Origin of the sequence: Sphingomonas sp. SKA58 (genome assembly GCF_000153545.1) — a bacterium.
GTDB lineage: Bacteria > Pseudomonadota > Alphaproteobacteria > Sphingomonadales > Sphingomonadaceae > Sphingobium > Sphingobium soli.
On record NZ_CH959306.1, the window covers coordinates 1,283,183 to 1,300,526 of the forward strand.

General features: G+C 61.7%; 17 protein-coding genes. 13 read left to right on the top strand and 4 right to left on the bottom strand.

Features of this window, described 5'->3' with window-relative positions:
* Window positions 1-114: 114 nt before the first annotated feature.
* From SKA58_RS06725 to SKA58_RS06785, 13 genes are all read left to right on the top strand, one after another.
* On the top strand, window positions 115-1,164 hold the full coding sequence (locus tag SKA58_RS06725; protein ID WP_037542695.1) for a lytic murein transglycosylase: 1,050 nt from the start codon (window positions 115-117) through the stop codon (window positions 1,162-1,164).
* Window positions 1,148-2,074: an SPOR domain-containing protein gene (locus SKA58_RS06730; protein ID WP_009821637.1), complete on the top strand. Its 927-nt coding sequence runs from the start codon at window positions 1,148-1,150 to the stop codon at window positions 2,072-2,074. Before SKA58_RS06725 ends, SKA58_RS06730 begins: the two co-directional genes overlap by 17 nt.
* Window positions 2,075-2,122: 48 nt before the next feature.
* The gene (locus SKA58_RS06735; RefSeq protein ID WP_009821638.1) at window positions 2,123-3,286 is read left to right on the top strand and encodes a D-alanyl-D-alanine carboxypeptidase family protein; all 1,164 of its coding nucleotides are present in this window, start codon (window positions 2,123-2,125) and stop codon (window positions 3,284-3,286) included.
* Window positions 3,283-3,909 (top strand): dTMP kinase, encoded by a 627-nt coding sequence (tmk, locus tag SKA58_RS06740; RefSeq protein WP_009821639.1) that lies wholly within the window; start codon window positions 3,283-3,285, stop codon window positions 3,907-3,909. The genes SKA58_RS06735 and tmk overlap by 4 nt, the downstream gene beginning before the upstream one ends.
* Window positions 3,906-4,874: an AAA family ATPase gene (locus tag SKA58_RS06745; protein ID WP_009821640.1), complete on the top strand. Its 969-nt coding sequence runs from the start codon at window positions 3,906-3,908 to the stop codon at window positions 4,872-4,874. The genes tmk and SKA58_RS06745 overlap by 4 nt, the downstream gene beginning before the upstream one ends.
* 43 nt (window positions 4,875-4,917) lie before the next feature.
* The gene (metG, locus tag SKA58_RS06750) at window positions 4,918-6,480 is read left to right on the top strand and encodes a methionine--tRNA ligase (RefSeq protein ID WP_009821641.1); all 1,563 of its coding nucleotides are present in this window, start codon (window positions 4,918-4,920) and stop codon (window positions 6,478-6,480) included.
* Window positions 6,481-6,483: 3 nt separating this feature from the next.
* Window positions 6,484-7,257 (top strand): TatD family hydrolase, encoded by a 774-nt coding sequence (locus SKA58_RS06755; protein ID WP_009821642.1) that lies wholly within the window; start codon window positions 6,484-6,486, stop codon window positions 7,255-7,257.
* Window positions 7,254-8,045 carry an MBL fold metallo-hydrolase gene (locus SKA58_RS06760; RefSeq protein ID WP_009821643.1) on the top strand — a complete coding sequence of 264 codons (792 nt, stop codon included), beginning with the start codon at window positions 7,254-7,256 and terminating at the stop codon, window positions 8,043-8,045. Before SKA58_RS06755 ends, SKA58_RS06760 begins: the two co-directional genes overlap by 4 nt.
* Complete coding sequence (locus SKA58_RS20290) at window positions 8,045-8,257, top strand: hypothetical protein (protein WP_009821644.1); 213 nt, start codon at window positions 8,045-8,047, stop codon at window positions 8,255-8,257. Before SKA58_RS06760 ends, SKA58_RS20290 begins: the two co-directional genes overlap by 1 nt.
* Before the next feature lie 26 nt (window positions 8,258-8,283).
* Window positions 8,284-8,673: a retropepsin-like aspartic protease family protein gene (locus tag SKA58_RS20295; RefSeq protein ID WP_009821645.1), complete on the top strand. Its 390-nt coding sequence runs from the start codon at window positions 8,284-8,286 to the stop codon at window positions 8,671-8,673.
* Entirely contained in the window at window positions 8,670-9,965 is a 1,296-nt protein-coding gene (locus tag SKA58_RS06775) for an MFS transporter (protein WP_009821646.1), read from the top strand. Before SKA58_RS20295 ends, SKA58_RS06775 begins: the two co-directional genes overlap by 4 nt.
* A gap of 198 nt (window positions 9,966-10,163) precedes the next feature.
* The gene (gene mazG / locus SKA58_RS06780; RefSeq protein ID WP_009821647.1) at window positions 10,164-10,916 is read left to right on the top strand and encodes a nucleoside triphosphate pyrophosphohydrolase; all 753 of its coding nucleotides are present in this window, start codon (window positions 10,164-10,166) and stop codon (window positions 10,914-10,916) included.
* Between the two features lie 107 nt (window positions 10,917-11,023).
* Entirely contained in the window at window positions 11,024-11,554 is a 531-nt protein-coding gene (locus tag SKA58_RS06785) for a tetratricopeptide repeat protein (RefSeq protein WP_009821648.1), read from the top strand.
* Window positions 11,555-11,590: 36 nt separating this feature from the next.
* Here the strand turns inward: SKA58_RS06785 and hflX are convergent, their stop codons facing one another.
* The 4 genes from hflX to SKA58_RS06805 form a co-directional block, all read right to left on the bottom strand.
* On the bottom strand, window positions 11,591-12,925 hold the full coding sequence (gene hflX, locus SKA58_RS06790) for a GTPase HflX (protein WP_009821649.1): 1,335 nt from the start codon (window positions 12,923-12,925) through the stop codon (window positions 11,591-11,593).
* Window positions 12,926-13,042: 117 nt separating this feature from the next.
* On the bottom strand, window positions 13,043-13,525 hold the full coding sequence (hfq, locus tag SKA58_RS06795) for an RNA chaperone Hfq (RefSeq protein WP_009821650.1): 483 nt from the start codon (window positions 13,523-13,525) through the stop codon (window positions 13,043-13,045).
* Between the two features lie 143 nt (window positions 13,526-13,668).
* Window positions 13,669-15,039 (bottom strand): nitrogen assimilation response regulator NtrX, encoded by a 1,371-nt coding sequence (gene ntrX, locus SKA58_RS06800; RefSeq protein WP_009821651.1) that lies wholly within the window; start codon window positions 15,037-15,039, stop codon window positions 13,669-13,671.
* Window positions 15,029-17,284, bottom strand: a complete 2,256-nt coding sequence (locus SKA58_RS06805; RefSeq protein ID WP_037542225.1) for a HAMP domain-containing histidine kinase — start codon at window positions 17,282-17,284, stop codon at window positions 15,029-15,031. Before SKA58_RS06805 ends, ntrX begins: the two co-directional genes overlap by 11 nt.
* Between the last annotated feature and the right edge of the window lie 60 nt (window positions 17,285-17,344).

The following is a 17,344-nucleotide window of genomic DNA, read 5'->3' on the forward strand; positions in this document are numbered from 1 at the left end:
GCGGAATGCGCGGTTGCCAAGCGTAAAAATCATGGTGCTCGGTTCATCGTCTTCTGGCTGCGATGGTTCGATAGGGGGTTTCGCGGCCGCCATGGCCTGTGCAACAACAGCCACATGCGAGATTCTTTGCGCTCAACTCTTTCGGCATTGTGGGTCGCGGTTGCGACCGCTTCGGTCGGCGCTGCAACGCCCGTACCCGCGGTCGCGCAAACCAGTGGCGACTTTCGTTCCTATCTGGAAAGCCTGCGGCCGCAGGCGCGGGCAATGGGGATCAGCGACGCGACGCTCAACGGCGTCTTTTCAGACCTGACGCCCAACCCACGCGTCATTGAACTCGATCAGAACCAACCGGGTGGGGGCGCCTATGCGCCGATCCCGAATTTTCAGCCCTATCGCGTCAAGCATGTCGATGCCGCGCGGATCAGCCGCGGCCGCACCGCCTATCAGGCCAATCGCGCCCGGCTGGCGCGCATCGAAGCGGAAACGGGCGTGCCCGAGGAAATCATGGTCGCCATTTTCGGGCATGAGACCAATTATGGCTCCTACACCGGCGACTTTGATCTGATCCGGTCGCTGGCGACGCTGGCCTGGGAGGGGCGCAGGCGGACGCTGTTCGAACCCGAACTGCTCGCTACGCTCAAAATGCTGGACAATGGCGTGCCGCGCAGCCGACTAGTGGGCAGTTGGGCCGGGGCGACCGGATATCCGCAATTCCTGCCCAGCGTCTATCTGCGGCTGGCCAAGGATGGCGACGGCGACGGCAAGGCCGACATCTGGACCAGCGAGGCCGACGCCCTGGCATCGATCGCCAACTATTTCGTGCAGTCCGGCTGGCGACGTGGCGAGCCATGGGGCGTCGCGGTATCCGTGCCATTCGGGCTTAATCGCGGGTCGCTCGCCGCGCGCACCAACCCGCCGCGTTGTCCCCGCGTGTTCAACCGCCACAGTCGCTGGATGACCATGGGTGAGTGGCGGCGGCTCGGACTGGTGCCGGAAAGCGGGCGCTGGCCGGCCGACACGATGATGGCGACCTTGCTGGAACCCGATGGCCCCGGCAAGACTGCCTATTTGTTGACCAGCAACTACCGGGCGATCCTGGATTATAATTGTTCGAATTTTTACGCCTTGTCGGTGGGATTGCTGGCGGATGCGGTCAAACAATAAGGCGCTGGCCGCCCTGATCGCGGCGGCATTCAGCGCGATGGCCGCCATTGCTGAAGCGCAGCCTGCCGCCATGGTCGAGGATCAACCTGTCCTGCTGGGCGAAGCCTATAATGTGGCGGGTGTGCTTTACCGTCCTGCCGATCCTGCCGCCTATGATGAGGTAGGCTATGCCGCCGCGATGGCGGAGGGCAGCCAGGGCGCGAAGACGGCCAATGGCGAGGCCTTCGCGGCTGACGCGATCACGGCCGCGCACAAGACGCTTCCGCTGCCCAGCTATGTCGAAGTGACGGCGCTGGACAGCGGGCGCACGATCCTGGCGCGCGTGAATGATCGCGGGCCGATGCGCAATGATCGCCTGATTGGCCTGTCTCTAGGCGCGATGGCGCAATTGGGGCTTGCCGGTCCGTCCGCTGCGGTCCGCGTGCGGCGCGTCAATCCACCCGGTCAGGATCAGGTCGCGCTGCGCTCCCATCAGCGCGCAGCCGAACGGTTGGAAAGTCCGCCAGCATTGCTCAAGGTGCTGCGCGAAAAATTACAGCCGTCCCGCTCGCCTGTAACCCAATCGGAAAAAGAGGTACTGGCGTCCAAATCTGTAGCGCCCGGGAGACCCGGCGCGACGTTCGACCCCGCGCCCGCTGATCTCAAGCCGGCCGCCCCCCCGGTGACGCCGGCGGCCACGAAGCCGGAAAAGGCGCCGGGCCGCTACTATGTACAGGTCGGCGCCTTTTCCTCGCGCGCCAATGCCCAAAGGCTGGCGAAGCGGATCGGCGCGCAGGTGGAGCAGGGGGGTGGACTATGGCGCGTGCGCTATGGTCCCTACACCACCCGGCAGGCGGCGCAGGCCGGTGTTCGCGCTGCCGCCGCGCAGGGCTTTGCGAATATGCCCATCATGGCTAAGGACGAGCCATAGTTTCAGGCCGCTTCAAGCGAATCCATCCAGTCGAAGGCAATTGTTCCGATGAAGAAATCCCTCGCAATGCTCCTGGCCGCAGGCTTGGTCGCCCAGCCGGTGATCGCGGCCGCGCCGCCCTACACGACCGAGGCGCCGATTGCCTATATGAAGGACCTGTCGTCGGGCGCGGTGTTGTACGACAAGGGCGGGGAGACGCGTATTCCGCCCGCGTCGATGGCGAAGATGATGACCGCGCATGTCGCCTTTCGCCTGATCCAGAAAGGCGACCTCAAGCTCGACACGAAATTCACCGTGCGGCCCGAAACCTGGCAGCAATGGCATGGCCCGAAAGCGGGATCGACCATGTTCCTGTCCGCAGGCGAGCAGGTGTCGGTCGAAAATCTGCTGCATGGCATCGTCACCCTGTCTGGCAATGACGCCTGCGTCGTGCTGGCAGAGGGTATTGCCGGGACCGAGCAGGCCTTCGTTGCGCTGATGAATGAGGAGGGCAAGCGCCTGGGCCTCAAGAACAGCCATTTCGGCACCAGCAATGGCTGGCCGGACGAAGGCGTGACCTATGTCACGGCCGAGGATCTGGCCACGCTCGCCCAGGCGACGATCGAGGAGACGCCCGACCTTTATAAGCGTTTCTATGCCACCAAGTCCTTCACCTGGGGCCAGACGATGGGCGGTTCGGCGATCGAGCAGGCCAACCGCAATCCCATATTGGGCAAGATCGCGGGCGCCGATGGCCTGAAAACCGGTCATACCGAAGAAGCCGGCTATGGCTTCACCGGGTCGGCCGAGCAGGATGGCCGCCGACTGGTGATGGTGGTCGCAGGCCTCAACAGCTTCAACGGCCGCATCAAGGAATCCGTCCGCTTCATGGATTGGGGCTTCAAGGCGTGGAAGGCCCAGCCGCTGTTCAAGAAGGGGCAGACCGTCGAAACCGCCGAAGTGCAGTTGGGAAGCGCCACCAGCGTTCCCCTGGTCGCGCCTCAGAATCTGGCGGTCACGCTGCCGCGCACCGCGTCGGCGGACGTGAAGGTCAAGGTCGTCTACACCGGTCCGATCAAGGCGCCGATCGCCAAGGGACAGCAGATAGCGCAGCTTATCGTCCAGACCCACGATACCGCGCCGCAGGTCATGCCGCTGGTCGCAGGCGAGGACGTTGCCGAAGCAGGCGTTTTCGGTCGGCTCTGGAACGGCCTGAAGTCGCTGTTCGGGTGACGACCGGCCGGTTTATTTCGCTGGAAGGCGGGGAGGGCGCGGGCAAGTCGACGCAACTGCGTGCGCTGGCCCGGACCTTGCGAGAGCGAGGACTTGATGTGCTCGAAACCCGCGAGCCAGGCGGCAGCGACGGGGCGGAGGCCATCCGCACCTTGTTGCTGACCGGTGGCGCGGACCGATGGAGCCCGCGCGCCGAAGCGTTGCTGTTCGCGGCGGCGCGGGCGGATCATATCGAAAAGACGATCCGCCCGGCACTCGCGCGCGGCGCGTGGGTATTATCCGACCGCTTCCTGGATTCAAGCCGCGCCTATCAGGGGCAGGGGGAGTTGAGCGACAGCGACATAGTGGCGCTGCATCGTATCGGCAGCGCCGATTTTCTGCCGGACCGCACGTTGGTGCTGACCCTGCCCGATGCCGTAGCGGCCGATCGCGCGAGGGCGCGCGATGGCGATCATGTCGATCGGATCGGCGGTCGCGACAGCCGCTTTCATCATGCCGTTGCGGATGCCTTTGCGCGCTTTGCCGCCCAGGAGAGCGAGCGGGTCCGCGCTATCGACGCAAGCGGCACGACGGAGGCAGTGACGCAGCGTCTGGTAGACGCTCTGGCCGACCTGCTACCGTGATTCTGCCCATCGGCCATGAAGCGCAGGCGCGCATGCTGTTGGCGCAGGCCCAAAGCGGACGAATGCACCATGGCTGGATTTTCGCCGGCCCCAAAGGCATCGGCAAGGCGAGCTTCGCGCGCGCTCTGGCGTTGCGGCTGCTTGCGGGCGCGGCTGGCCCTGCTATCGACGGTGACGGGCTGGCGGTGCCGGAGGATCACCCGATCCGCCGGCTGATCGAAGCGACGGCGCATCCCGATTATGCCGAGTTGGCCCCGATCGAAAAGGATGGCGTCACCGCCCGCAACATCAGCGTCGATCAGGTGCGGGGTTTGCAACGGTTGATCCAGTCGGCACCGTCGCTGTCGCCGCGACGGATCGTGGTTGTCGACAGCGCTGACGACCTGGAGCGCGGGGCGGCCAATGCGTTGCTCAAGACGCTGGAGGAGCCCCCTTCGGACATGCTTTTCCTGTTGGTCAGCCATGCGCCGGGGCGCTTGCTGCCGACGATCCGGTCGCGCTGCCGGACCTTGCGGTTCGACGCGCTGAACGATGCGGCGATGCGACGGGTGCTGATCGAAGCGCAGCCGGGCCTGTCTGACGTTGAAATGACGGCCCTGGTCCACGCTGGCGAAGGGTCGCCAGGTCAGGCGATGCGCTTTGCCGGCCTCAATCTTGCTGAAATCGAAACGGCGCTCGGTGAGCTTGCGACCGGGGCAGACGAAGGCAACAGCAAGAGGCTGGCGCTGGTCAAGGCGCTTTCGGCCAAATCGGCCAAAGCGCGCTATGAAGCCTTTCTGGAGCGCGCGCCTGCCTTCATCGCGCAGGCTGCGCGCCAGCGGCAGGGACCGGCCTTGGGGGAAGCGCTCGATCATTGGGAGCAGGCGCGGCATCTGGCCGGGGGCGCGGTGATCCTGTCTCTCGATCCCGCCGCCGTGGTGTTCGAACTGGCCGGTCATGTCGCGGCGCTCGCGCCCCGGCGCTGAAAAGCGGCTTTGCGCGGGCGCGATCAGCGGTTAGGGAAGCGCCATGTCGAAACCCTTCACCATTACCACCGCCATTTCCTATCCCAATGGCCGCCCGCATATCGGCCATGCTTATGAAGTGATCGCCACCGACGCGATCGCGCGGTTCCAGCGAATGATGGGACGCGATGTCTTCTTTCAGACCGGCACGGACGAGCATGGGCTGAAAATGGCGCAGACAGCGCGCGCCCGTGGCATTGAACCGCGTGCACTCGCTGATGAAATGGCGGGCTATTTCAAGGTGATGAACGAGGCGCTGAATATCAGCCATGATCGGTTCATTCGCACGAGCGAACCCGATCATCATCGCGCCAGCCAGGCGATCTGGCGAGCGATGGAGGCGAATGGCGACCTGTATCTTGGACGTTACGAAGGCTGGTATTCGGTTCGGGACGAAGCCTTTTACGATGAGAAGGAATTGATCGAGGGGGAGGGTGGCGCGAAGCTGTCGCCGCAGAACACTCCGGTCGAATGGACCGTTGAGGAAAGCTGGTTCTTCCGCCTGTCCGCTTATCAGGACAAGCTGTTGGCGCTGTACGAAAGCCAGCCCGATTTCATCCAGCCCGAAAGCCGCCGCAACGAGATCATGCGCTTTGTCGAAGGCGGGCTGTCCGACCTCAGCATTTCGCGCACCAGTTTCGATTGGGGCGTGCGCGTGCCCGATGCCGACGGGCATGTCATGTATGTCTGGGTCGACGCACTGACCAATTATCTGACCGGCTGCGGTTATCCCGACGACGCCGAACGAATGGCGCGCTATTGGGCCGAAGGCGGCGATATCACCCATGTCATCGGCAAAGATATCGTGCGTTTTCATGCCGTTTATTGGCCAGCTTTCCTTATGAGCGCGAAGCTGCCCTTGCCGAAGCAGATATTCGGCCATGGCTTCCTCCTCAATCGTGGAGAGAAGATGTCGAAGTCGCTCGGCAATGTCGCAGATCCCATGGAATTGGCGGACCGGTTCGGCGTGGACCAGCTTCGCTATTTCCTGCTTTCCGAAGTGACGTTCGGCAATGATGGCAGCTATAGTGCGGAGGCGATCATTGCCCGGTCCAACAGCGATCTGGCCAACAGCTTCGGCAATCTGGCGCAGCGCACGTTGAGCTTCATCGCGAAAAATCTGGACGGGCGCTTGCCTGAACCAGCGGCTATGGAGGTGGATAGCGCGCTGTTGAGCGGTATTGCCGATGCCTGCCGGATATTCCAGAATGCGATGAACGATCTGGCGCCCTCGGTGGCGATCGAAGCGTGGATGCGCGCCGTTTTTGCCTGCAACGCCTATATCGACGCCCAGGCGCCATGGGCGCTGCGCAAGACCGATCCGGCCCGGATGGAGGCGGTGCTTGCCACCCTTTATGAGGCCATCGCAAGCCTTGCCGTGATGATTCAGCCGGTCATTCCTGCAAGCGCGGCCGCTTTGCTGGACCAGATGGGCATTGACGCCGATGCGCGCAGCTATGAGCTGATCGGCTCCGATTTCTATGCCGCGCTGCGCGCCTCAGGCTTCGCATTAAGCCCGCCCAAGCCGCTGTTCCCGCGCCTTGAGCTTGTAGAAACGGAGGGCTGAGCGGTGCTGATCGACAGCCATTGTCATCTCAATTACAAGGGCTTGATAGAGGATCAGAAGAATGTGCTGGAACGTTCGCGGGCGGCCGGCGTGGACCTGATGCTCAACATCGCGACCCGCGAGAGCGAATGGGACGCGGTTTTGGGCACGGCGGTGCGCGAACCCGACGTTTGGGCGACGGTCGGCATTCACCCGCATGAAGCCGATGAACATCCCCATGTCGACACCGCCAAGCTGGTGGCGCGCGCTTCGCACCCGCGCGTGGTAGGCATTGGGGAAACGGGACTCGATTATTATTATGACCATAGCGACCGGGAGCGGCAGCAACATAGTTTCCGCGCGCACATTGCCGCCTGTCGCGAGACCGGCCTGCCGTTGATTGTTCATACCCGTGACGCTGAAGACGATACGATCCGCATCATGCGAGACGAAATGGAGCAGGGTCCTTATAGCGGCGTCATCCACTGTTTCACGGCGAGCGGGGCCTTTGCCGACGCCGCGATGGCATTGGGCTTCTATATCAGCATATCGGGTATCGTGACGTTCAAGAGCGCCAGGGATTTGCAGGAAACGGCGGCGCGATTGCCGCTAGACCGATTGCTGGTGGAAACCGACTCGCCCTTTCTTGCTCCGGTGCCACATCGGGGAAAGCCGTGCGAGCCGGCCTATGTGGCTGACACTGCCCGCTTTCTGGCGGCGTTGCGAGGCGAGAGCGTGGAGCAACTGGCGGCGGCGACGTCCGCCAATTTTCGCACGCTGTTCTCGAAGGTGGCATGAGCCTGAAGCTGACCATGCTGGGTAGCGGCACCTCTTCAGGCGTGCCGCGTATCGGCAATGACTGGGGCATTTGTGACCCCAGCGAGCCGAAAAACCGGCGCACTCGGGTATCCATCCTGGTGGAAAGCGCGACGACGCGCATTCTGGTGGACACATCGCCTGACATGCGGGCGCAATTGCTGAGCGCGGATGTCGCGCATATCGACGCGATCCTGTGGACGCATGATCATGCCGATCATTGCCACGGGCTGGACGATGTGCGGCAGCTTTATCATCATCGTGGAACGCCGGTGCCCGGCTATGCCCGCGCGCAGACGCTGAAATTACTGAAGCAGCGGTTCGCCTATGCGTTCGAGGGGCGGCAAGGCTATCACCCGACCATCGCCGCGTGCCCGCTGCATGATTCATTGCAGATCGGCGACATCGACATCTCCTGCGTCGATCAGCCCCATGGTGCTATCTATTCAACCGGCTTTCGGTTCAGTCATGATGGAAAGTCCATCGGCTATGCGACGGATTTTCATGTCATAACACCCGAAATGCTGGCTTTATATGATCAAGTGGACATCTGGGTTGTGGATGCGCTGCGCGAAAAGCCGCATCCTACCCACCCGCACCTGGCCATGACGCTGGAAGGCATCGCGGCGGCGCGGCCGGGACGGGCGATCCTGACGCATATGGACCAAAGCATGGACTATGCCACGCTTTGCCATACACTGCCCCGGGGCGTGGAACCCGGTTACGACGGGCTGGTGGCAGATTTGGGCAAAAATGTGCGGGAGAACTGATGGACGGGACGGGTCAGGCGGCTTCGAGCATCTGGTATCTGCTGGCGCTGGTGCTCGTCGGCTCGGCGCTGGTTGGACGGCGGCTCGCGTGGAGCAGCTTGTGGCGCATGGCGTTGCTGTGGGTCGCAATCTTTGCGGCATTGCTCGGCCTGTTCAAATTTGCGCAGGATAGCGGGTATCTCACCGGCCGCTGGGCGGAGGAGGGGGGGTAGCTACTCCAGCCGATGCGCCTGCCGCCATGCCGCAGGCGCTGACGGAGGGCCAGAGACTGCGGATCCCGGTTGCGCCAGACGGGCATTATTGGGTCGAAGGCCGGATAAACGGCGCGCCGGCGCGCTTTCTTATCGACAGTGGCGCGACCATCACGGCCTTATCGGAATCCAGTGCGCAGGCGTCCGGGCTGAATTATGACGTAGGCGCGCCGGGCGTTATCATGACGACCGCCAATGGTCGGGTGGAGGCGCGGCGATCCAATGTCGCGACCCTTGCTATCGGGCCAGTTCACGCGAGCGATCTGCCAGTCGTGGTCTCGCCCGCATTTGGTGATGTCAATGTCATCGGGATGAACATGCTTTCGCGCCTCAAAAGTTGGGGTGTGCAGGATGGCGAAATGGTGCTGACGCCATGATGGAGAGCCATGCAGCACCCAGTCAGCGCCAGAGGCTGAAGGCGATTATCGGCGGATCCACCGGCAATCTGGTCGAATGGTATGATTGGTATGCCTATTCCGCCTTCACGCTCTATTTCGCGCCGCATTTCTTCCCCAGTGAGGATCGCACGGCGCAATTGCTGAGTGCGGCGGGCATTTTCGCGGTCGGATTTCTGATGCGGCCGATCGGCGCCTGGCTGATGGGCGTCTATGCCGACCGCCATGGCCGCAAAAGCGGCTTGACCTTGTCCGTGGCGCTGATGTGCGCCGGGTCTCTGCTGATCGGCGTGACGCCAGGTTATGAGACGATCGGCGTTGCCGCGCCGATGCTGCTGGTGCTTGCCCGGTTGATGCAGGGGCTTTCGATCGGTGGCGAATATGGCGCAAGCGCGACCTATCTGTCCGAAATGGCCGGTCGAAATCGCCGGGGTTTCTTTTCCAGCTTCCAATATGTGACGTTGATTGCCGGGCAGCTGGTGGCGATTTGCGTGCTGCTGATCCTACAGGCCAGCCTGACGGTGGAGCAACTCGATTCCTGGGGCTGGCGGATACCCTTTTTCATCGGTGGCGCACTGGCGATTATCGTGTTCTGGCTGCGACGGGGCCTGTCGGAAACGCAAAGCTTTGCCAATGCCAAGGCCGAGGGCGCGCCCAAGTCTGGCTTCGTCGAATTGATCACACGCCATCCGCGCGAGACGATGACGGTGATGATGCTGACGGCTGGCGGGACGATCGCCTTTTATGCCTACAGCATCTACATGCAGAAATTTCTGGTGAACACCAGCGGCCTGACCCGCGAGGCCGCGTCTCAGATCAATGCAGTGACGTTGTTCCTATTCATGTTGCTTCAGCCGGTCGCGGGGGCAGTGTCGGACCGCATCGGTCGCAAGCCGCTGATGATCAGCTTTGGCGTGCTTGGTGTGATATGCACCTATCCGATTTTTTCCACGCTTGCGCAAACGACCGATCCGATGGTTGCCGGATTGCTGGTCATGGCGGGGCTGCTGATCGTTACCGGCTATACGTCGATTAACGCCGTGGTGAAGGCTGAGCTGTTTCCCGCGCATATCCGCGCGCTGGGGGTGGCGCTGCCTTATGCCTTGGCCAATACGCTGTTCGGCGGCACGGCCGAATTCGTCGCCTTGTGGTTCAAACAGGCTGGCATGGAGGAGGCATTCTACTTCTATGTCAGCATCATGATCGCCATATCGCTGGCCGTCTATGTGTGCATGCGCGACACGGCAAAGCACAGCCAAATATTAGAGGATTAGTGCGTATGCGGACGCCGAAAGGGACAGCTCGACACACGCATCCCTCGCTATGAAACTTTACATAATATATATTATCGAACACGAATATCATCTGGCGGCTGGAGTGAACCTCACCTATCTGCGCCGATCGACGACACTGAACATGATGCGGGACGTTGTATGACACGACCAAGCCAAAGCCCAAGTCCAGCCGATATCATGCCGCTGGCCACCGTCATGGCACGGCTGCGCGATCCCGAAGTCGGCTGTCCTTGGGACATTGCTCAGGATTTTGCCTCGATCGCCCCCTATACGATCGAAGAAGCCTATGAGGTGGTAGATGCGATCGAGCGCGACGACATGGCGGCATTGCGCGATGAACTGGGTGACCTGTTGCTTCAAGTGGCCTTCCACAGCCGCATGGCCGAGCAAGCTGGCCATTTTTCCATGCAGGATGTCATCGACGGGATAACCCGCAAGATGATCCGCCGGCATCCGCACGTCTTTGGTGACGGCGTCAGGCGCGAGGATGGCCATGCGCAATGGGAGGCGATCAAGGCGGCCGAACGCGCGGAAAAGGAGCCCGATCCCAGCGCGCTATCGGGTGTGGCAACCGCCCTGCCCGCACTGTCGCGCGCGGAAAAGCTCCAGAAACGCGCGGCGCGCACGGGGTTCGATTGGCCAGACACGGACGGCGTGGTCGCAAAGATCGAGGAGGAACTGAAGGAAGTTGCCGCAGCGCGGACTAGTGCCGAGTATGAGGAAGAAGTTGGCGACCTGCTGTTCGCCGTCGTGAATTTGGCGCGTCACCTGAAGGTCGATCCTGAAACGGCGCTGCGCCGCGCAAATAGCAAGTTCGAGCGCCGTTTCCGGACAATGGAAGCAGAAGGCGGATTGTCTTTTGCAGCCATGCCGCTTGAAGACAAGGAAGCGCTTTGGCAAAGCGCCAAATCACAGGAGCGCACGGATTAACCATTGTAAGTTGCAACGGATATTGACGAGCGCCCATGGCAGGCATATCTTAGCTATTCAGATCAAAGGAGAATGCTATGCGCTTACGACTCCTTCTGCCGCTCTGTATGGCTGTTTCCGTTCCTGCCTTCGCGCAAGGAGGACATGCCGTCACCGGCATCACTGGCATCAATTTCAACGCCGGTTATGACTTTGGAACCTTGTCTTCCGGTAGCACGGCATATTCTGCCAGTGGCGCGTTCAGGGGCCCCCCCGACCGTCCGCCCGTAAACGCTATGCAATATGCCCGTGAACTGGTCGTGCAGGGAAAATATGCCGAGGCCGACCCGGTGTTAAATCGGCTTATGGGGCGAACCCCGAGCAAGGACGTCCGCTTTTTACTCGGCGTGACCAAGCTGGGCCTGGGTGACGCTGACGCCGCACGCCGATATTTCGAGCGGAGCGTGCATCGCGGTTTCCATTATCATCCAGGATCCATGAGTGGTCTGGCGCTCGCGGAAATCAAGCTGGGAAATGTCGATGCGGCGAACAATATCTTGGCCCGGTTGCGCAAACAGCGTGAGGCGTGTGACAATCGTTGCGAGCGCGCCCCTGCCCTCAACGCGGCGATAAATGTCGTCGAAAAAAATCTGACGTAAGAGCTGGAGGGTGGATGGTCTTCGCCCTCTTTTATTTCACGCAAAGTCAGATTTGGTAAAGCGCGCGAAAGATGCGTCCGACAGCCGTACTTCGACATTCGTCATGTCATCGCCTGTTTCGGAACGCAATACTTCGCCATGCTCGTGCAGCCAGGCCAATGATGCGCCGTCCGCAACGGGAATGCTGAAGGTGTAAACTTTCGCTCCGCGGGTCATGTGATCGCTGATCATCCGTTGGAGTTGATCCATCCCCTCGCCTGTCAGCGCTGACAGGATCACGACATCCTCTCGCCGCGCAGCCTGCTCCCGGACCAAGGACATGCTATCCGCATCCAGCAGGTCGAGCTTGTTCCACGCCTCGATGATCGGCGGCGGCTCCGAGGTCCCCTCCCCGCGCTCCAGCGCTGCTTCACCGGTCACGCCGAGTTCTCCGAGTACGTCCAGCACGTCGTCGCGCTGGGCATCGCTGTCGGGATGGGCAATATCGCGGACATGGACGATAAGATCGGCGGACAGCACTTCCTCCAGCGTTGCGCGGAACGCGGCGATCAGTTGTGTCGGCAGGTCCGACACAAATCCCACAGTGTCGGACAGGATCGCCTTGTCGAGGCCGGGTAACGCAATCTGGCGCATCGTTGGATCGAGCGTGGCAAACAGTAAATCTTCCGCCATGACCTCAGCCCCGGTCAAGCGATTGAAAAGCGTAGACTTTCCAGCGTTGGTATAGCCGACCAGTGCAATCACCGGCCAAGGCGCGCGCTGGCGGCGGGCCCGGTGAAGGCCGCGTGTGCGCGTCACCTGATCCAGCTCGCGCCGGATCTTTGCCATGCGATCGCGGATCATGCGGCGGTCCGCCTCGATCTGGGTTTCCCCCGGACCGCCCAAGAAGCCAAAGCCGCCGCGCTGCCGTTCAAGGTGAGTCCAACTGCGCACAAGGCGCCCCGCCTGATAGTCGAGATGGGCGAGTTCGACCTGCAATCGACCTTCGTTGGTGGCGGCGCGTTCACCGAAGATTTCAAGGATCAGACCGGTTCGGTCGATAACCTTGGCTTCACATGCCTTTTCCAAATTGCTTTGCTGAACCGGCGACAGACTATTGTCGACGATGATCAATTCGGCCTCTTCCTGGCGCGCTAGCGTCGCGATCTGGTCTACCTGCCCGCTGCCGAACAGGGTTGCCGGCTTGAGGTCGCGCACGCGAAATGCCTGCGCGGCGCGCACGTCAATGCCAATGGCGAGCGCTAGCCCTCGCGCTTCTTCCAGCCGGGCATCGCTGTCCCTACGTTCTAGCCCACGAGTTTCCGCGTGAACGACCACCGCCCGCGCGCCGCGTGAAACTTCATCCTGTGATTCGCGATTGAACACGGCCATGAATATTTCAACGCCTCAAAATGCGACATGCTCCCGTCGGGTGGCGAACAGCCTGATGGGCTGAAACGCCGGCCGAGCGGGAGCATTATCGAAGGAATGAAAGGAACGCCGCAGCGATCAGTCGTCCTGTTCGTTTTCGCCCGTCAAGTCGAGCGCATGAAGAGGCTGAACCGTGGAAATGGCATGTTTGTAGACTAGCTGCACCATGCCGTCGCGCTCCAGCAACATGCAGAACAGGTCGAACGCCGCGATCTCACCCTGGAGCATGACGCCGTTGACCAGGAACATTGTGACCGGGCTGCCGGATTTGCGAACGGCCGACAGGAAGATTTCCTGCAACAGCTTCGACTTGCCATTCCCATCGCTCGACTTGCGTAGGTCGGTTAGGTCCATCGGCTGGGCCGGCATGACGGTTGAGATGGCGTGCTTGTATACCAGTTGCGACTGCCCATCACGGCGGAGCAGCACGGAGAAATTGTCGAACCAGGTGATGATGCCTTGCAGCTTTACGCCCTTGACCAGGAACATGGTCACCGGGGTCTTGCTCTTGCGCAGGCTGTTCAGGAAGATATCCTGAAGATTGTTCACTTTGTCGGCCATGGTCGTCGCCAGTCCTATATTCTTGGCGGGACGTTACCCGCTCTTCGCGCCCTTAAGCAGGGCGTCTTGCTTGTCTCCGCGTACCGGAGGCGGCGCATTTCTACCGCAATTGCGAAGAGCCGTCCACAGGCAATGGCAAATCGCTAATCCTTGTCTTCGGTGATGCCCAACAGCTTCAATTTCCGATGAAGGGCCGAGCGCTCCATGCCGATGAAGGTCGCCGTTCGCGAAATATTGCCGGAAAAGCGGCGGATTTGAATACGCAGATATTCGCGTTCGAAGCTCTCGCGCGCTTCGCGGAGCGGCGCGCCCATGATCGCCGATTGTCCAATCCCCTCCCCGCCGCTGTCGCTGGTCAATTCGGACGGCAGCATATCCAGCTCGATACGCCCGATCCGGTCCCCTGGCGCCAGAATCATCGTACGTTCGATCACGTTGCGTAGCTGACGGACGTTGCCGGGCCATTCATTGGCCTGCAAAGCCGCCATGGCGTCACTGGCGATTTCGGGCGGGGGAACCCGGCGATCGGCGGCAAAGCGGGCGAGATAATGTTCAACCAGCGGCGGAATGTCGTCGCGACGCTCCGACAATGGCGGGATTGCCAATGGAACGACGTTGAGGCGGTAAAACAAGTCCTCGCGGAACCGCCTTTCCTCTATCTCGCTCGCCAGGTTGAGCGCCGTTGAGGAAATGACGCGCACATCAACCTTCACCTGCCGCTGGCCGCCCACGCGCGTAAAGCTTTGATCGGTCAATACACGCAGGATCTTGCCCTGTGTGGTGAGCGGCATATCCGCGATCTCGTCGAGATAGAGCGTGCCGCCATGCGCCTGTTCCAGAAATCCAGGGCGCACGAGCCCACTCGCGTCCTCGATGCCGAACAACTCTTCCTCGACCCGGTCCGGGTCCATGCGCGCGGCAGCGACAATGATGAAGGGCGAGTCAGCCCGCCCGCTCCAGCTGTGCAGCATGCGGGCGGCGACTTCCTTGCCGACACCGGCGGGCCCGGAGATCAGCACGCGGCTGCCCGTGCCGGCGACCTTCTTGATGGTTGCGCGGACGCCGTTGATCGCGGCGGAAGTGCCGGTCAGTTCGTCATCCTGACCAAAGCGCGCGCGCAACACGTGATTTTCCCTGCGGAGGCGCTCTGTTTCTGTGGCGCGAGCGACCAAGTGAAGCAGGCGATCGGCCTCGAACGGTTTTTCGATAAAGTCGGCCGCGCCCTTGCGGATGGCGGCAACGGCGGTGTCGATATTGCCATGGCCCGAGATCATTAATACTGGAACGGTCGGATCCCGGCGCTTGATCTCGTCCAGCAGTTCCAGTCCGTCCATGCGTGATCCCTGGAGCCAGACGTCGAGCAGCACCAGCGATGGACGACGCGAATCCAGTGCGTCAATCGCGCTGTCGCTGTTGGCAGCCGTGCGCGTGGTAAAGCCTTCATCTTCCAGCACACCCGCGACGAGGTCGCGAATATCTTCTTCATCGTCGACAATCAGAATATCAAGCGCCATGGGCCGTCACTTTTCCTTTTGGCAGCGCCACCGGCTGCCCTTCTTCCAGTTTTTCCAGTGCCATCGCGGCAAATCGCAGAGTTACGCGTGCGCCGCCGCCTTCGGCATCGTCAAAGCGGATTTCGCCAAGATGTTCTTCGACAATCTTCTTGACGATGGCGAGACCCAGGCCGGTGCCTTTGGTCCGCGTCGTCATATAGGGTTCAAGGATGCGATCCCGCTCGGGCGGCAGGCCAATGCCATCGTCCCGCACCGTGATAACGATATCCTCACCATCCCGAGCGAGCGTCATGCGAACATGGCCGCGCGGGCCGCCTGCATCAGGTTCAGCCTTAGGCTCAATCGCTTCGACAGCGTTTTTGACGATATTCGTCAATGCCTGCCCGAGCTGGCGCCGGTCACATACCAGCTCCAGGTCGCTTTCGTGCGCGACATATTCGAACTGAATGTCAGGATGGGCGACTTCGTGCAGGAACAGGGCGTGGCGAGCGATGTCGCCAATCGCCTCGCGGCGGAAAACCGGCTTCGGCATCCGCGCGAAGGAAGAAAATTCGTCGACGATCCGACGCAGGTCGCCGACCTGGCGCACGATGGTCCCGGTCAATCGGCTGAATGTCGCCTTGTCGCTGGTCACTTCCTCGGCATAGCGCCTCTGAAGACGCTCGGCCGCCAGCTGGATCGGCGTCAACGGGTTCTTGATCTCGTGCGCAATACGCCGGGCGACGTCCGACCAAGCGGCGCGGCGTTGGTCCGATAATTGCTGGGTAATGTCATCGAAGGTGAGAATATGGCGCGATGCGTCGGCGGCGAGCTTCACCGCCAGGGTCCGCAAGTCGCCATGAGCCCGCACCTGAACGATGCCGGCATCCTCGCCTGATGTGACGAAATCAGCAAGTTCTGGAGAAATTTCCGCGAGACTCCGGCCGACTGGGTCATCATCCTCTCCCACAAGGATAGCTGCCGCTGAACTGTTCAGGAGCAGGATGACACCTTCCAGATCGACGGACAAAACCCCTGCGGTGACGCCTGACAGGATGGCCTCAATAAAGGCGCGGCGCTCGTCCAGCTGACTGTTGGCAGCCACCAGCGCGCCGGTTTGTGCTTCGAGGCGCTGCGTCATGCGGTTAAAGGCGGATGCCAGAGTGCCGATTTCATCGCGGCTGAGCGGGCTGGTGACGCGCGCCGACAAGTCGCCCGCGGTGATGCGCCGGGCCGCGGTCACCAGTTCGTTGACAGGGCGGACCATCCAGTCCGCTACCGCCAGGGCGATATAGACGGCGATCCCGACGAGCAACAACGAGCCTACGAACAGCGCGACGTTGAAGCGCAGTTGCAGCGCGCGCGATTGCGCCGCGAAAAGATCATAGTCGGCAATCACCTTTTGCGCCCGTTCCACATTGGAGAAGGACGATGTGCCTGCGTTGCGCGTGGCGTAGAGATAGACCTTGCTGTCGGGATAGAGCAAGGTCACGGCCTCGACCTGGTTCGGGCGCGCCTGCACGACGATATCCTCACCCGCCGCGAGGCGGCGGACGACGTTCGGCGGCAGCATCTCGGCAACCGGGCGATTTTCCGGATCGACCGTCGCGGCGGTACGGGCGATCCCGTCCTTCCCCACCTCGATAATGGCCGATCGGTTCAGCTTTCGCGTGACGACCTGATAAATATAGCCCTCGGCGAAACGCGGGCTGGAAACGTCGGTCTGGCTCAGATAATCGCGAAGATCACCCGCCATGGTCAGCGTTTCGTCGCGAACCTCGCGCAAATTCTGCTCATAATAGCCGCGCGCCAGGTCGCTTGCATTTTGCAGCATGCCGCGCGCGCTATCGGAAAACCAGAATTGCACGCCATATTGGAACAGCAGGGATGCGAAGATCACCACCAGCAGCATCGGGACGCTCGCGACGATCGAAAAGATCGCGACCAGCCGCACGTGCAATTGCCCGTCGCTGCCGATCGCCGACGCGCTGGCGCGCCGCTTGGCAACGCGGCGGCCCAGCAGAACAAGCAGGGCGATTGCAGGAACCAGATTGGCAACCAGCAACAGCGCGACGATCGGCGGCGTCAGCAATGTATAGGATTGGCCGCTGCCAGACAGCAGATGGTAGGTCAGCCCCGCCATGCCGAGGAACAGCGCGAGCGTAATCCCTTCCACCAACGCAGCGAGCCGCCAGCCGCGGAGGAACGCCGGCATCAGCCTCCGCCATGCAGCGGCCCGCCTGGGGAGGATATTCGCGCCGATCATAGTGGCTTTGTTACAACAAGCCCGTGCCCATTCAAACACAGTATTTCACCGCCCAGCTGT

Bases quoted from the DNA above. Each gene is read 5' to 3' on its own strand.
- SKA58_RS06725 (WP_037542695.1), top strand. From the start codon at position 115: ATGCGAGATTCTTTGCGCTCAACTCTTTCGGCATTGTGGGTCGCGGTT.
- SKA58_RS06730 (WP_009821637.1), top strand. From the start codon at position 1,148: ATGCGGTCAAACAATAAGGCGCTGGCCGCCCTGATCGCGGCGGCATTC.
- SKA58_RS06735 (WP_009821638.1), top strand. From the start codon at position 2,123: ATGAAGAAATCCCTCGCAATGCTCCTGGCCGCAGGCTTGGTCGCCCAG.
- metG (WP_009821641.1), top strand. From the start codon at position 4,918: ATGTCGAAACCCTTCACCATTACCACCGCCATTTCCTATCCCAATGGC.
- SKA58_RS06760 (WP_009821643.1), top strand. From the start codon at position 7,254: ATGAGCCTGAAGCTGACCATGCTGGGTAGCGGCACCTCTTCAGGCGTG.
- SKA58_RS20290 (WP_009821644.1), top strand. From the start codon at position 8,045: ATGGACGGGACGGGTCAGGCGGCTTCGAGCATCTGGTATCTGCTGGCG.
- SKA58_RS20295 (WP_009821645.1), top strand. From the start codon at position 8,284: ATGCCGCAGGCGCTGACGGAGGGCCAGAGACTGCGGATCCCGGTTGCG.
- SKA58_RS06775 (WP_009821646.1), top strand. From the start codon at position 8,670: ATGATGGAGAGCCATGCAGCACCCAGTCAGCGCCAGAGGCTGAAGGCG.
- mazG (WP_009821647.1), top strand. From the start codon at position 10,164: ATGCCGCTGGCCACCGTCATGGCACGGCTGCGCGATCCCGAAGTCGGC.
- SKA58_RS06785 (WP_009821648.1), top strand. From the start codon at position 11,024: ATGGCTGTTTCCGTTCCTGCCTTCGCGCAAGGAGGACATGCCGTCACC.
- hflX (WP_009821649.1), bottom strand. From the start codon at position 12,925: ATGGCCGTGTTCAATCGCGAATCACAGGATGAAGTTTCACGCGGCGCG.
- hfq (WP_009821650.1), bottom strand. From the start codon at position 13,525: ATGGCCGACAAAGTGAACAATCTTCAGGATATCTTCCTGAACAGCCTG.
- ntrX (WP_009821651.1), bottom strand. From the start codon at position 15,039: ATGGCGCTTGATATTCTGATTGTCGACGATGAAGAAGATATTCGCGAC.
- SKA58_RS06805 (WP_037542225.1), bottom strand. From the start codon at position 17,284: ATGATCGGCGCGAATATCCTCCCCAGGCGGGCCGCTGCATGGCGGAGG.